This window comes from Nitrospirillum amazonense, from assembly GCF_007828045.1.
GTDB lineage: Bacteria > Pseudomonadota > Alphaproteobacteria > Azospirillales > Azospirillaceae > Nitrospirillum > Nitrospirillum amazonense_C.
Genome location: NZ_VITN01000022.1, coordinates 53557 through 67482 on the forward strand (window position 1 = coordinate 53557; position 13926 = coordinate 67482).

The following is a 13926-nucleotide window of genomic DNA, read 5'->3' on the forward strand; positions in this document are numbered from 1 at the left end:
CCCATCGGCGGCTTAACCGCAGCCCAGTACCCAGGATCATGACAATGGCGACCTTCGAACTCGACAGCGAATTCGTCCGCAAGTTGGCCGAGCTTCTCGGCGAGACCGGTCTCACCGAGATCGAATACGCGGAAGGCGAAAAGCGCATCCGCTTGTCCCGCGCCGCGCCGGCCGCCGTGGCCCCGATCGCCGTGGCCGCCGCCCCGGTGGCCGCCGCCGCCCCCGCCGCCGCTCCGGTGGCCGCCGTGCCGCCGGCCCAGCACCCGGGCGCGGTGAAGTCCCCCATGGTGGGCACCGCCTACCTGGCGCCGGAACCGGGCGCCGGAACCTTCGTGAAGGTTGGCGACGCGGTGAAGGTGGGCCAGACCCTGCTGATCATCGAGGCCATGAAGGTCATGAACCCGATCAAGGCGACCAAGGCCGGCACCGTGACCCAGATCCAGGTTGGCGACGCCCAGCCGGTCGAATACGGCGAAGTCCTGCTGATCATCGAGTGAGGGTTTGACCATGGGCGGCCTGTTCGAAAAGGTCCTGATCGCCAATCGCGGCGAGATCGCGCTTCGCATCCACCGTGCCTGCCGCGAGATGGGCATCAAAACCGTGGCGGTGCATTCCACCGCCGACGCCGACGCCATGCACGTCCGCCTGGCGGACGAGAGCGTATGCATCGGCCCGCCCTCGGCCAAGGAAAGCTACCTGAACATTCCGGCCATCCTGTCGGCGGCGGCCATCACCGGGGCGGACGCCATCCACCCCGGCATCGGCTTCATGTCCGAGAACGCGCAGTTCGCGCAGATGGTGGAGGAGCACGGCTTCGCCTGGATCGGCCCGTCGCCGGAACACATCCGCATCATGGGCGACAAGGTCACGGCCAAGCGCACGGTGCTGGACCTGGGCCTGCCGGTCGTCCCCGGTTCGGACGGCCCGGTGGAGACGGTGGAGGCGGCCCTGGTGAATGCCGCCCGCATCGGCTACCCCGTCCTGATCAAGGCGGCGGCCGGCGGCGGCGGCAAGGGCATGAAAGTGGCCTGGGCCGAATCCGAGCTGCGGGAGGCCTATCAGCTGGCCCGGGGCGAGGCGCGCGCCGCCTTCGGCAACGACCAGGTCTACATGGAAAAGTACCTGGCCAAGCCGCGCCACATCGAAATCCAGCTGCTGGGCGACCACCACGGCACCGTGGTGCATTTCGGCGAGCGTGACTGCTCCATCCAGCGCCGCCACCAGAAGGTGGTGGAAGAGGCGCCGTCGCCGGCGCTGAACGCGGAAGAACGCGCCTTCATCGGCAACCTGGCGGCCAAGACGGCGGCGGCCTTCGGCTACCGCGGCGTCGGCACGATGGAGTTCCTGTACGAGAACGGGCAGTTCTACTTCATCGAGATGAACACCCGCCTGCAGATCGAACACACCATCAGCGAGATGATCACCGGCGTCGACCTGGTGCGCGAGCAGATCCGCGTGGCCACCGGCGCGCCACTGGGCTATGGCCAGGACGACATCAAGTTCAACGGCCATTCCATCGAGTGCCGCGTGAACGCCGAGAACCCGGTGACCTTCGCCCCCAGCCCGGGCAGGATCGACGGGTACCACGCCCCGGGCGGCCTGGGCGTGCGCGTCGACAGCGCCCTGTACGACGGCTATCGCGTGCCGCCGCACTACGACAGCATGATCGCCAAGCTGATCGTCCACGGGAACAGCCGCAACGAGTGCCTGATGCGCCTGCGCCGCGCCATCGAGGAATTCGTCATCGGCGGCATCGACACCACCCTGCCCCTGCACCAGCGCATCATCGCCCAGCCGGACTTCATCAACGGCGACTATGACATCCGCTGGCTGGAGGAATGGATGAAGAACCAGCCCGCCGGCTAATTCCCGTCCTTCGGCATCGCTTGAGCGCGGGCCCGGGATCGACCGTGACGGTCGGTCCGGGCCCGTCGCTTTTACAGGCCTGCACGGACCGGGGAAATGCACTACCCTTCCTGTCACTGAGCGCGACCCTGGGACCGGCATGGCCTTTCTTGTCTTCATCGCCCTGATGGTGGCCCTGTGGGCCCTGATCCGCAGTGAAAAGTCGGAACGCCGTCTGGCGGAGCTGAACGCGCGGCTGGAGGCATTGACCCTCCGGTTGAGCCACCTGGAAGGGGGTGCCCCGCCCGTGCAGCCCGCGGTGGCGCCGCCGGCCCCGGTATCCCCAGCCTCCGTCCCGCCGCCCATCCAGGTCCCCCCACCGCCGCCGGCGCCCATTCCCAAAGCCGTTCTCCAACCCGATTCCTGGCCCGCACCCCGGCCCGCTGGCCCGTCGCTGGAACAGGCGCTGGGCACGCGCTGGCTGGTCTGGCTGGGCGCGCTGGCCGTGGCGCTGGCCGGCGTGTTCCTGGCCAAATATGCCGTGGACCAGGGCCTGCTGGGCCCCGCCGTACGCCTGACCCTGGGTGGCCTGTTCGGCGCGGCCCTGGTCACCGCCGGCGACGCGATGCGCGGCCGCGCCGGGGACGCGAGGACGACCAAGGCGCCCTTGTCCGCCGCCTCCATCCCCGCGGCCCTGACGGCGGCGGGGCTTGCCATCGCCTTCGCCTGCGTCTATGCCGCGCACGCCCTGCACGGGCTGATCGGGCCCGGCGCCACCTTCGCCGGCCTGGGCGCCCTGTCCGCCGTGGCCTTCCTGCTGGCCCTGCGCCATGGCGGGGGCGACGGGCTGTCCCCCGGCGCCTTCATCGCCCTGCTGGGTCTGGGCGGCGGCCTGGCCGTGCCCGCCCTGGTGCCCAGCGACCACCCCTCCGCCTGGGCCCTGTTCGGTTATCTGGCCCTGCTGAACACCGCCACCCTGGCCGTAAGCTGGCGCCTGCCGGCGGCCTGGCTGGGCCTGCCCGTGCTGGCCGGGGCGGCCCTGTGGGTGGTCACCGCCGCCTCGCACACCGTAGCCGCCGCCCCAATCGCCCTGTTCCTGGTGGCCTTGTCCGCCGCCGGGCTGGGCTTCGGCCTGCTGGACCTGCGGCGGGAACGGCCGGTCGTCACCGATGCCTGGATCGTCGCCGCCCTGGGTGGCCTGCCCATGGTGCTGGATTGGTTGCTGCTGGTGGCCACCGATTATGACGCCATTGGCGTGGCTGGACTGGCGGCCCTGGCCCTGCTGGCCATCGCCACCGCGCGCGCGCCGTCCCACAGGCCGGAGGTGACGGAGGCGTTAGCACCCATTGCCGCCCTGCTGGCCACGCTGGCGCTGGCCCAGGGCTACACCGTGCGCACCGCCGGCCTGTCCTATCCCGCCCAGTTGGGCGTGGCCGCCGCCTTCGGCCTGGGCTTCGCGGCGGCGGGACTGCGGGCCCTGACCGGCACGCACCGTCTGCCCCGGGCCTGGGCATGGGGCGCGGCCCTGCCCCTGGTGGGACTGGCCTGGGCCGGCTGGACCTTCGATCATACTGGCGCCCTGCCCGATCTCGCCTGGGCGGGCGGGACCGTGGCGCTGGCCGGCGGCATGGCCTGGGCCGCCGCCTGGGCGGGGCGGGCAGACCGCCCGCAACCGGTGCCCGGCGCCTTCGTCCTGGCGGCCTTGGCCCTGGCTGGGTTGGCGCTGGCCGCCCTGCTGCGCACCTCCTGGCTGACGGCGGCGTTGTCGCTGCTGGTGCCGGCGGCGGCGCTGATCGAAAGCCGCACGACGGCCTCCCCGCTGGCTGGCGCCTTGCGGCGCGGGGCGGTGGCCGTGGCTATTGTGGTGGTGACGCGCCTGACCCTGAACCCCTGGCTGCTCGACTATCCGCTGAACGGCACCTCCCCCCTCAACTGGCTGCTGTGGGGCTATGGCGTGCCGGCGCTGGCCTGCACCGCCGGCGCCTGGCTGTTGCGACAGCGGCGGGACGACCGGCCGGCGCAGGGGCTGGCGGCGGCGGCCCTGGTGTTGGGCCTGCTGTTCGCCTGCCTGGAAATCCAGGTCATGCAGACCGGTAGCCTGGCCAGCGATCCCTTCGCCCTGCTGCCCACCAGCCTGCGCAGCGTGCTGTTCCTGGCGGTGGCCCTGGTCCTGACCGGCCGGCGGGGCATCATGGCCGGCAGCGCCGCCGGGCCTGTGGCGCGTATCGGCGCCCGCATTCTGGTGCGGGTGGCGGCGGCCCAGGTGGTGCTGGTGCAACTGGGCGTGCTGAACCCCCTGTGGGCGGTGGAGCCGGTGGGGCCCTGGCCGGTGTTCAACCTGCTGCTGCTGGTCTACGCCCTGCCCGCCCTGCTGTTCGGCCTGGCGGCCTGGCGGCGGGAAGCCGGGCTGGCGCGCCGCGCCCTGGTGATCCTGGTGCTGGTCCTAGCCTTCACCTGGGTGTCGCTGGAGGTGCGCCAGGCCTTTCACGGCAGCACCTTGACCCTGTGGGCCCATGGCGGGGAGCGGACGGACGCGGAGTGGTATAGCTATTCCGCCGCCTGGCTGGCCTTCGCCCTGGTGCTGTTGACGCTGGGCGTGCGCACGCGCCGGGCGGATCTGCGCTACGCCTCGCTGGCCGTGCTGCTGGTGACGGTGCTGAAGGTCTTCCTGTCCGATATGGCCGACCTGACCGGACTGCTGCGCATCCTGTCCTTCCTGGGGTTGGGCCTGTGCCTGATGGGCATCGGCTATGTCTACCAGCGGGTGGTGTTCGCGCCAGCGCGGGTGCCGGCCAATCTAACGCCAGGTGAGACCCCGTGATGCGCCTGACGCCGGAACTGCTGCTGCGCGCCTACGCCATGGGGGTCTTCCCCATGGCGGAGTCCGCCGATGACGACGAAATCTTCTGGTTCGACCCGCCGGAGCGGGGGATCCTGCCCCTGGACGGCTTCCACGCACCGCGCCGCCTGCTGCGCACCGTGCGCCAGGGGCGCTTCCAGGTCAGCGTCGACACCGACTTCGAAGGAGTGATGCGGGCCTGCGGCGAATCCACCACCGACCGGCCGGACACCTGGATCAACGCCCAGATCCTGGAGGCCTATGTCGCCCTGCACCGCCAGGGCCGGGCCCATTCCGTGGAATGCCGGCGCGAGGGCCAGCTGGTGGGCGGCCTCTACGGCGTATCGATCGGCGGGGCGTTCTTCGGGGAGAGCATGTTCTCGCGCGAGACGGACGCCAGCAAGGTGGCCCTGGTCCACCTGGTGGCCCGCCTGCGCGCCGGCGGCTACAGCCTGCTGGACACGCAGTTCGTGACCACCCACCTGTCGCAGTTCGGCGCGGTAGAAATCCCCCGCGCCGAATATCAGGCGCGGCTGGCCCGGGCGCTGCCCCGGCCGGGGCGGTTTCACTGCGGCTTGGACGAGGGCGCCTTGGTCGCCGGGTTCTTGCAGTCCACCACCCAGACGTCATAGACGGGGTCTTCCATCGCCGACAGGGCCGGGCTGGAGGCAAACATCCAGCCGGTGAAGACCTTGGCCGCCGGATCGTCCGGCTTGGCCTCCACGATGTCCAGGAAAGCGGCCGATTCCGGTTCCTCAATGGGGGTGGTCTTGCGGCAGGCGCGGGCGGCCACGGTCAGCTGCCCGAAGCGGCCGCTCTGGCCCACCGCGATCTCCACGGTGGAGACGCGGCCCGTCACCTTGTCCAGGCCGCCAAGCACGGCGATCTTCATGTCCTCGAACGTGCGCGCCACGGCCGGCTGCGGCGGCAAGGGGGGCAGTGGCGTCACGGGTGAGGCCGCGCCCTCGGCCGGGGCGGTGGCGCCCTCGGCCGGGGCCGGCTGCGGCGACTGGCCGGCGGCGCCGGGGCCGGTCACGGGCTGGCTGGTGGGCGGCTGCTCTTCCGGGGCCTGGTCGCCGGACTTCTTCTGATCCGGAGTCGCGGCCGGCGGGGCCGGCGGCGTGCCGGGAATGGTGGGCGCGTTACCCGAGGGCGCGTTCTGGGGCGCGTTCTGGGCCTGGGCGCCGGCCGCGGCGGCCAGCACCAGGCACGAGGCCGCCGCCATCAGCAGGCGGCGCTGGCTCATTTGCCGCCGCCGTTCAGCAGCCCCTTGGACGGGTCGGCCTTGGGCTGTTGGCCCGCGGGCTGTTGCTGCGGGGCGGGCTGGGCCGGCTGGCCCTGGTTCTGCTGGCCGGCATCGCCGCCCTTGTTGGCGTTGCTGCCGCCAGCGCTGAAGATGAAGCGGCCGAGCAGATCTTCCAGGTTCACCGCCGACTGGGTGTACTGGATGCGGCCGCCGGGCTTCAGCATCTCTTCCTCGCCGCCGGGCTGCAGGTTCAGGAACTTGCCGCCCAGCAGGCTTTCCGACGCGATGCCGGCGCTGGTGTCCTCGGGCAACTTCACCTGGCTGTCGATCTGCATCTCAATGACGGCCTGGTAGGTCTTGGGATCCAGGTAGGCCTTGGTGACCGATCCCACCTTCACGCCGCTGATGCGCACGTCGCTGCCGGCCGTCAGGCCGCCGGTGCTGGCGAAGCGGGCCTGCAGGGCATAGCCCGACACGGCACGCACGTTCGCCGTGGTGTAGGCGAAATAGAGGAAGAACGCCGCCACCACCAGGACGACGGCCCCCAGCACGGTCTCGATCACATTGCTGCGCATTCGCTTCCTCTGGAAAACCCTAGAAATAGGACAGGTCCGGAAAGACGCAAGGCCCCGGGAGGGGCCTTGGCCGACGCCTGTCGGGGGGACACCGGTGCCACTGCCCGGTCCCCAGCCCTGTTACCCACCCTGTCACGATGTCGGGGCGGCGTCACCGTCGGCGATGCGCCGCGCATCCTGCAGGCCGGTGCCCCCTTACGCGGGGGTCCCTTATGCAGGGGTCCAGGGCTCGTAATCGCCGGTGGCGGCGGCGCGGTGGCCACCTTCATAGGTGTGACCGGGCGGACGGTACGCGTCCACGGTGCCGGTGTGGTTGGCCTCGTGCGGCTTCACCCACGGCTTGTGGTAGGCGCTGTTCTCCGGCAGGGGCTGTTCCATGGAGTAGTGCAGCCAGCCGTGCCACTCGGCCGGGACGGCCGACGCCTCAGGCTCACCCGCGAACAGCACCCAGCGGCGCACCTTCATGCCCGGACGCGCCTTCTTTTCCCGGAAGTAACGGTTGCCGAACCGGTCGGTGCCCACCAACTCGCCCCGCCGGGAAATCAGCAGGCGGATCGAGAGTTGGGACAGCCAGGTCAGGATGGAGATGCGTTGGGTCATGGGCCAAAACCAGAAAAGTGTGAACAGGGCCAAGCGCCTGGCAGCGGGCCCCCTGAAACGGACCGGCCGGACTATGGCAGTTTCGGCCCCGCGCGTCCATACGCTGAGGGGCCGCAGCCAGCGGGTAGCTCCCCCGCGTGACATCTATTGGGATCGGCCGGCCTTGCGCGCCCGCCAGCGCCGCCAGGCGGCGACGGGGCCGTGGTCGGCGCGGATTTCCCAGGTCATCAACAGGATGCCGGCCAGCACCAGGGGCAGCACATAATAAAGGAATCGATACGCCAACAGGGCGCCGATGGCGCCGCCCGCCGGCCCATGGTCGCGCAGGCCCAGCAGCAGGATGGTCTCGAACACGCCCAGGCCGCCCGGCACATGGCTGACGATGGCGATGGCCAAGCCCGCGCAGAACAGGGCGGTAAACTCCATGAAGCCCACGCCCGTCTCCGGCGGCAGCAGGGTCCACAGGGCCGCCGCCGACAGCAGAATCTCCAGCGAGGCGATGACGATCTGCGACAGCATCACGCCCGAGGACGGCAGGGCGAAGGACCAGCGCCACAGGCGCACGGGCTTGTGCGTCACCGCCGCCGCCACCGTCATGGCGCCCAGGCCCACCAGCAACAGGCCGGCGACACCCTGCAGCAGCCAGGCGGGCACGTTCAGTAGGCCCGCCCCCACCTCCGGCCCGATGGCCACGCCCAGCGCCCCGGTGAAGGTGATGCCAAGGGTGAAGGTGGTGGTGGAGAAGACCACGATCTTGGCGATGTCGGCCGCCGACAGGCCGGCCACCGAATAGACGCGATAGCGCACCGACCCGCCGCTGATGACGGCGAAACCCACGTTGTTGGAAATGGCGTAACCGGCGAAGCTGCCGAAACCCACCGTGCGGTAGGGCAGCTTGATGCCCAGGTATTTCAGGGCGGAGACGTCGTAGAGCGTCATCACCAGGTAAGCGGAGGCCACCAAGCCCGCCGCCTGCGCCACCCGCGCCCAGGGCAGCAGCCGGACATAGGCCCAGACCTCCGCAGGGCGGAAGTCGCGCGCGACATGGCGGATGGCCAGCACCACCAGGCCCAGCAGCACCAGGGCCGTGACCAGGGTGGTCAGGCGCTTCATCCAGTTGGGCTTGGCCGCATCACCACCCACCGCCTTGTCATCCACCGCGCTTCCTTCCGCTTTTTCCCCCGCCGGCGCGCGCGCCGCCGGATCGATGACCACCGGGTGATGATAAGTCGGTCGGTCGGGGCGCTGGTCTGGGCTGCGCTCAGGGGGCATTCGGGACGGTGATTCTCAAAGACAAGGGGCCAAGACGCCGCACCACCTGCGGTGCCGGAGAGGCACCCTGCCATCTTCCAGGGGGGGTTGGAAACCCAAAAGCGCGGTGGCGCCCCGGGTGTTCCCGAACCGCCGGACGCACTGCCTGAGAAGTGGGCGGCCGGACGCATTCTTCAGCTTACGAACCAGGGTGAGCCAAAACCATGAAAGGCTCGGTTTCGTTGAAGAATCGCCCCCTACCCGAAGAGTCAACCACAACCCGTATGCACCTCCCCTTTAGAGACCACAAAATGTCGTTGATGGTCGAAACATGGTGGCATACGCTTCCCCGACATACAGCATCTAGGGGTGCTGTCGCGGCGTAGAGCACCGGGGACCAGCCCAGGTTTTGGGGTGGTTTTGCCTGTTTCCAGGACCCCAGGTCCGGACAACGATCTCCGGAATTCGGCGCCCCCGCGACACCCACCCCACCATCGCGGCATTTCATTCGGGGGTCGGGGCACCATGCGCATCGAGAGACGGTTCACGGTCGACGGTCGGGACGCTTACGAGGGGATCGCCTTCCGCACGGCGACCAGCGAGATCCGCAACCCCGACGGCTCGGTGGTTTTCCAGGCCAAGGATATCCAGGTGCCGGCGGACTGGAGCCAGGTGGCCTGTGACATCCTGGCCCAGAAGTATTTCCGCCGCGCCGGCGTGCCCGCCCGCCTGAAGAAGGTGGAGGAGAACGACGTCCCGTCCTTCCTGTGGCGCCAGGTGGCCGATGAGGACGCGCTGGCCGATGTGCCCGCCAAGGAGCGGGTGGGCGGCGAGACCTCCGCCCGTCAGGTCTTCGACCGCCTGGCCGGCACCTGGGCCTATTGGGGCTGGAAGGGCGGCTATTTCGATAGCGAGGCCGACGCCAGCGCCTATTTCGACGAGATGCGCCATATGCTGGCCCGCCAGATGGCGGCCCCCAACAGCCCGCAGTGGTTCAACACCGGCCTGCACTGGGCCTATGGCATCGACGGCCCCGCCCAGGGCCATCACTATGTCGACTTCAAGACGGGGGAGCTGGTGGCCAGCACCTCGGCCTATGAGCACCCGCAGCCGCACGCCTGCTTCATCCAGTCCGTCGCCGACGACCTGGTGAACGAAGGCGGCATCATGGACCTGTGGGTGCGCGAGGCCCGCCTGTTCAAGTACGGCTCCGGCACCGGCTCCAACTTCTCCCGCCTGCGCGGCGATGGGGAGCGGCTGGCCGGCGGCGGCAAGTCCTCCGGCCTGATGAGCTTCCTGAAGATCGGCGACCGCGCCGCCGGCGCCATCAAGTCCGGCGGCACCACGCGGCGCGCCGCCAAGATGGTGACCGTGGACCTGGACCACCCGGACATCGAGGCCTACATCGACTGGAAGGTGGTGGAGGAGCAGAAGGTCTGCGCCCTGGTGGCCGGGTCCAAGCTGGCCAACAAGCACCTGAACGCCATCATGGCGGCGGCGACGGAAGGCATGGGCCCCGACGCCGACCGCCTGGACCCGACGAAGAACAAGGCGCTGAAGCGGGCCATCATCGAGGCCCGCAAGTCCATGATCCCGGAAAACTACATCCAGCGGGTCATCCAGTTCGCCGGCCAGGGCTATACGGAGATGGAGTTCCAGACCTATGACACGGACTGGGATTCCAGCGCCTACCTGACCGTTTCCGGCCAGAACTCCAACAACTCCGTCCGCGTGTCCGACGCCTTCATCCGCGCGGTGAAGGACGACGCCGACTGGAACCTGATCCGCCGCACCGACGGCAAGGTGGCCAAGACGCTGAAGGCCCGCGACCTGTGGGACAAGATCGGCCACGCCGCCTGGCAGTCGGCCGACCCGGGCGTGCAGTACGACACCACCATCAACGACTGGCACACCTGCCCCGAGTCCGGCCGCATCAACGCGTCCAACCCCTGCTCGGAATACATGTTCCTGGACGACACGGCCTGCAACCTGGCGTCCCTGAACCTCATGGAGTTCCGCCGGGCCGACGGCTCGTTCGACACCGAGTCCTTCCGCCACGCCTGCCGGCTGTGGACGGTGGCGCTGGAAATCTCCGTGCTCATGGCGCAGTTCCCCTCCAAGGAGATCGCCCGCCTGTCGTACGAGTACCGCACCCTGGGCCTGGGCTTCGCCAACATCGGCGGCCTGCTGATGGCCGAGGGCATCCCCTATGACAGCGCCGAGGGCCGGGCCATCTGCGGCGCCATCAGCGCCATCATGACCGGTGTGGCCTATGCCACCTCCGCCGAGATGGCGGGCGAGTTGGGGCCCTTCCCCGGCTATGCCCCCAACGCCACGGCCATGCTGCGCGTCATCCGCAACCACCGCCGCGCCGCCTATGGCGCCGGCGAGGGGTATGAGGGCCTGTCGGTCACCCCGGTGCCGCTGGACGCCGAGGATTGTCCCGACCAGCGGCTGATCGCCGCCGCCCGCCGCGCCTGGGATGAGGCGCTGGAGTTGGGCCAGAAGCACGGCTACCGCAACGCCCAGGCCACCGTGGTCGCCCCCACCGGCACCATCGGCCTGGTCATGGACTGCGACACCACCGGCATCGAGCCGGACTTCGCCCTGGTGAAGTTCAAAAAGCTGGCCGGCGGCGGCTACTTCAAGATCATCAACCGCGTGGTGCCGGAGGCGCTGTCCCGCCTGGGCTACTCCGCCACGGACGTGGCCCGCATCGAGCGTTATGCCGTGGGCCACGGCACGCTGAAGGGCGCGCCGGGCGTGAACCATGAGACGCTGGCGGCCAAGGGCTTCGGCCCGGAACAGCTGGAGAAGCTGGAAGCCGGCTTGGCCAACGCCTTCGACATCAAGTTCGTCTTCAACAAGTGGACGCTGGGCGCCGACTTCTGCACCGGCGCCCTGGGGGTGCCGGCGCACACGCTGGAAGAGTTCGGCTTCGACCTGCTGTCCCACCTGGGCTTTGCCAAGGCCGAGATCGAGGCGGCCAACGTCTATTGCTGCGGCGCCATGACCCTGGAGGGCGCGCCGGGCCTGAAGGCCGAACACCTGCCGGTGTTCGACTGCGCCACCCCGTGCGGCAAGATCGGCACGCGCTACCTGTCGGCGGAAAGCCACATCCGCATGATGGCGGCCTCGCAGCCCTTCATCTCCGGCGCCATCTCCAAGACCATCAACATGCCCAACCACGCCACGGTGGAGGAATGCACGGACGCCTACATGCTGTCGTGGAGCCTGGGCCTGAAGGCCAACGCGCTCTACCGCGACGGCAGCAAGCTGTCCCAGCCGCTGAACGCCCAGGTGCTGGAGGAGGATGACGAGGACGAGGGGACCGAGACCACGCTGGAGCGCGTGCTGGAGGCCCCGGCCGCCATGCGCGTCGAGGTGGTGACCGAGCGCATCGTGGAAAAGGTGGTGGAGAAGGTGGTGCGCGCCCAGCGTGAGCGCCTGCCCCACCGCCGCAAGGGCTATACCCAGAAGGCCACTGTCGGCGGCCACAAGGTCTATCTGCGCACCGGGGAGTACGAGGACGGCAAGCTGGGCGAAATCTTCATCGACATGCACAAGGAGGGGGCTGCCTTCCGCTCGCTGATGAACAACTTCGCCATCGCCATCAGCCTGGGCCTGCAATACGGCGTGCCGCTGGAGGAGTATGTGGAGGCCTTCACCTTCACCCGCTTCGAGCCCGCCGGCATGGTGCAGGGCAACGATGCCATCAAGATGGCGACGTCCATCCTGGACTATGTGTTCCGTGAGCTGGCCATCAGCTATCTGTCGCGCACCGACCTGGCCCACGCCACGCCGGACGACATCCTGCCCGACACCATGGGCGGCGGCGTGAAGCAGAGCGACCTGCCCCCGCACGCGGCCGAGGTGGCGGAGGAGACGCTGAACGCCGTGGCGCGCATCACCTCCACCGGCTATGTCCGCAACAACCTGCCCAACCTGCGGGTTCTGCCCGGCGGCCAGGCCGGCCGCGCCGTCGCCGCCTTCCAGACGGCCACCGCCACCGCCAGTGTCGAGACACACGTGGCCACCGGCACCCACGGCGCCGCCCAGGCCTTTTCGGCCCTGAGCCGCGCCGAAAAGGTGGTGACCGGCACCAGCTACGGCGGCGCCGTCTCCGGCGGCGGCGACGCCCGCTGGGAACGCGTCAAGGAAGCCCGCGCCAAGGGCTACGAAGGCGACCCCTGCCCCGAGTGCCAGAACATGACCCTGGTGCGCAACGGTACATGCCTCAAGTGCGACACCTGTGGCAGCACGACCGGGTGCAGCTGAGTAGTGTTATGGTAAATTTGTGTGAAAGGCACCATAGGTTGCCTCAGGCACACCATAGTGTGGCTCAAGTTCAAAATTCGGCCCGCCACGGGAAACCGTGGCGGGCCGTTTTTATCTGGCGCGGCTTGATCGGAAGCACAGGCAAACCCGTGAGGTTGGCGGCGCCCTCAGATCTCCAACTGTAGGCCATAGGGATCGAACCGGGGGTTCAGCCCATGGTCATCGTCGTCATAGCCACGCGGGTTCGCGAGCAGTGGGGTGCCCCCGACCACGAAGCCGGGGGACGGGTCGTGGATATGGCCGTAGACCCAGGCCGCCGGCCGGTGCCGCTCGATCAACCAGTCAAGGTGGCTGGCATAGGCACAACTCCATGGGTCGTGACGGGCACCGGCGGGCAGGCACTGGGCGGACGGGGCATGGTGGCTGACCACGACGGTGGGGCCGTCGTGGGGGGCGGCCAAACGCTCGTCCAGCCAGGCCACGGAGGTTTGGTGAAGGGTGGCGGTATCCCGGGGGCGGAGGCGGCGGTAACCGCCCCGCGCCACCCGGATCCGCCAGTAGTCGGCGATGCGCGGCCCGTGCCGCTCGCCGACCAGCATGGTGGCGTCGGCCCTCACCCGCCGCAGGTCGTCGCCAGCGAAGAGGCGCACATCGGTCCAGAGGGTGGCGCCAAGGAAGCGGACGCCGTGGACGATGGTCTCCCCGCGCTCCAACAGGGTGACGCCTTGGGCGGCCAGGTTGCCCCGGAGCTTGAGCATGCCATCGTCGATAGACGTGCCATAGAGGTCATGGTTGCCGGCGACGGCAACCACATGGGGGCAGCCGAACGTCTCTCGGGCGTCACCCCAGCGCACGCCGCGACCCCTGGTCCACAAGTCGCCGGCGAGCACGACGACATCGGCCTGCAGGTCAGGGGGCGGGGCCCAGGGGGAAAATTCTGAATGAAGGTCTGAAAAGACCGCAATACGGACCATGATGGGCTCCAACGGATGGTCTGGGGCAATACCCAGGCCAGCGGGAGCCTGAGCGCGCTTTAGGTGGCGTTGGCCACCGAGGTTCGTTTTTTGGAGTGAGCGTGCATGATCATGGTGTCTTGGTCCGGCTAGTGCATTGACGCAAACATAGGATTCACATCCGGCCTGCGTCGTGTGATTCTACGGGCATCGCCCGGACTGTTAGCATCATCGTTAGCCCTGAGGACGGCGCGCGCTTGGCTGCGATCCTCAGAGATCGTAACCGCCCCCTCAAGCATACGCAGCGGGCAAACATCATCAGAACCGAAAAACCGGTGG

General features: G+C 69.1%; 10 protein-coding genes and 1 pseudogene. 6 read left to right on the top strand and 5 right to left on the bottom strand.

The genetic code is table 11. The annotated features are described in order from the left end of the window. Nucleotides 1–44 precede the first annotated feature (44 nt). The 4 genes from accB to aat all read left to right on the top strand — a co-directional run bounded on the left by accB (nucleotide 45) and on the right by aat (nucleotide 5316). A complete protein-coding gene (gene accB, locus FBZ89_RS24875) occupies nucleotides 45–497 on the top strand; it encodes an acetyl-CoA carboxylase biotin carboxyl carrier protein (protein ID WP_145753122.1) in 453 nt (150 codons plus the stop codon). A gap of 19 nt (nucleotides 498–516) precedes the next feature. Further along, a complete protein-coding gene (gene accC / locus FBZ89_RS24880) occupies nucleotides 517–1866 on the top strand; it encodes an acetyl-CoA carboxylase biotin carboxylase subunit (RefSeq protein WP_145753213.1) in 1350 nt (449 codons plus the stop codon). Between the two features lie 139 nt (nucleotides 1867–2005). Beyond that, nucleotides 2006–4666, top strand: a complete 2661-nt coding sequence (locus tag FBZ89_RS24885) for a DUF2339 domain-containing protein (protein ID WP_145753124.1) — start codon at nucleotides 2006–2008, stop codon at nucleotides 4664–4666. After that, nucleotides 4666–5316 (top strand): leucyl/phenylalanyl-tRNA--protein transferase, encoded by a 651-nt coding sequence (aat, locus tag FBZ89_RS24890; protein ID WP_145753215.1) that lies wholly within the window; start codon nucleotides 4666–4668, stop codon nucleotides 5314–5316. The genes FBZ89_RS24885 and aat overlap by 1 nt, the downstream gene beginning before the upstream one ends. Here the strand turns inward: aat and FBZ89_RS31660 are convergent. From FBZ89_RS31660 to FBZ89_RS24910, 4 genes are all read right to left on the bottom strand, one after another. Then, nucleotides 5250–5930, bottom strand: coding sequence for a DUF2155 domain-containing protein (locus FBZ89_RS31660; RefSeq protein ID WP_246172554.1), 681 nt, complete (start codon nucleotides 5928–5930; stop codon nucleotides 5250–5252). The two genes, aat and FBZ89_RS31660, sit on opposite strands and share 67 nt — an antisense overlap. After that, the gene (gene mlaD / locus FBZ89_RS24900; RefSeq protein ID WP_145753125.1) at nucleotides 5927–6505 is read right to left on the bottom strand and encodes an outer membrane lipid asymmetry maintenance protein MlaD; all 579 of its coding nucleotides are present in this window, start codon (nucleotides 6503–6505) and stop codon (nucleotides 5927–5929) included. Before mlaD ends, FBZ89_RS31660 begins: the two co-directional genes overlap by 4 nt. A 210-nt stretch (nucleotides 6506–6715) precedes the next feature. Further along, entirely contained in the window at nucleotides 6716–7105 is a 390-nt protein-coding gene (locus tag FBZ89_RS24905; RefSeq protein WP_186457567.1) for an NADH:ubiquinone oxidoreductase subunit NDUFA12, read from the bottom strand. Between the two features lie 144 nt (nucleotides 7106–7249). Then, nucleotides 7250–8377, bottom strand: coding sequence for a putative bifunctional lysylphosphatidylglycerol flippase/synthetase (locus FBZ89_RS24910; protein ID WP_246172556.1), 1128 nt, complete (start codon nucleotides 8375–8377; stop codon nucleotides 7250–7252). 504 nt (nucleotides 8378–8881) lie between these two features. Here FBZ89_RS24910 and FBZ89_RS24915 point away from each other — a divergent pair. Beyond that, nucleotides 8882–12634 (top strand): vitamin B12-dependent ribonucleotide reductase, encoded by a 3753-nt coding sequence (locus FBZ89_RS24915; protein WP_145753127.1) that lies wholly within the window; start codon nucleotides 8882–8884, stop codon nucleotides 12632–12634. Between the two features lie 167 nt (nucleotides 12635–12801). Here FBZ89_RS24915 and FBZ89_RS24920 read toward each other — a convergent pair whose 3' ends face one another. Beyond that, entirely contained in the window at nucleotides 12802–13608 is an 807-nt protein-coding gene (locus FBZ89_RS24920) for a metallophosphoesterase (RefSeq protein WP_145753129.1), read from the bottom strand. 188 nt (nucleotides 13609–13796) lie between these two features. Here FBZ89_RS24920 and FBZ89_RS24925 point away from each other — a divergent pair. Next, nucleotides 13797–13907: pseudogene (locus tag FBZ89_RS24925) on the top strand (IS630 family transposase); the annotation flags it as partial. Nucleotides 13908–13926: the final 19 nt, after the last annotated feature.

Bases quoted from the DNA above. Each gene is read 5' to 3' on its own strand.
- FBZ89_RS24885 (WP_145753124.1), top strand. From the start codon at position 2,006: ATGGCCTTTCTTGTCTTCATCGCCCTGATGGTGGCCCTGTGGGCCCTG.
- FBZ89_RS31660 (WP_246172554.1), bottom strand. From the start codon at position 5,930: ATGAGCCAGCGCCGCCTGCTGATGGCGGCGGCCTCGTGCCTGGTGCTG.
- FBZ89_RS24910 (WP_246172556.1), bottom strand. From the start codon at position 8,377: ATGCCCCCTGAGCGCAGCCCAGACCAGCGCCCCGACCGACCGACTTAT.
- FBZ89_RS24920 (WP_145753129.1), bottom strand. From the start codon at position 13,608: ATGGTCCGTATTGCGGTCTTTTCAGACCTTCATTCAGAATTTTCCCCC.
- aat (WP_145753215.1), top strand. From the start codon at position 4,666: ATGCGCCTGACGCCGGAACTGCTGCTGCGCGCCTACGCCATGGGGGTC.
- mlaD (WP_145753125.1), bottom strand. From the start codon at position 6,505: ATGCGCAGCAATGTGATCGAGACCGTGCTGGGGGCCGTCGTCCTGGTG.
- accB (WP_145753122.1), top strand. From the start codon at position 45: ATGGCGACCTTCGAACTCGACAGCGAATTCGTCCGCAAGTTGGCCGAG.
- FBZ89_RS24915 (WP_145753127.1), top strand. From the start codon at position 8,882: ATGCGCATCGAGAGACGGTTCACGGTCGACGGTCGGGACGCTTACGAG.
- FBZ89_RS24905 (WP_186457567.1), bottom strand. From the start codon at position 7,105: ATGACCCAACGCATCTCCATCCTGACCTGGCTGTCCCAACTCTCGATC.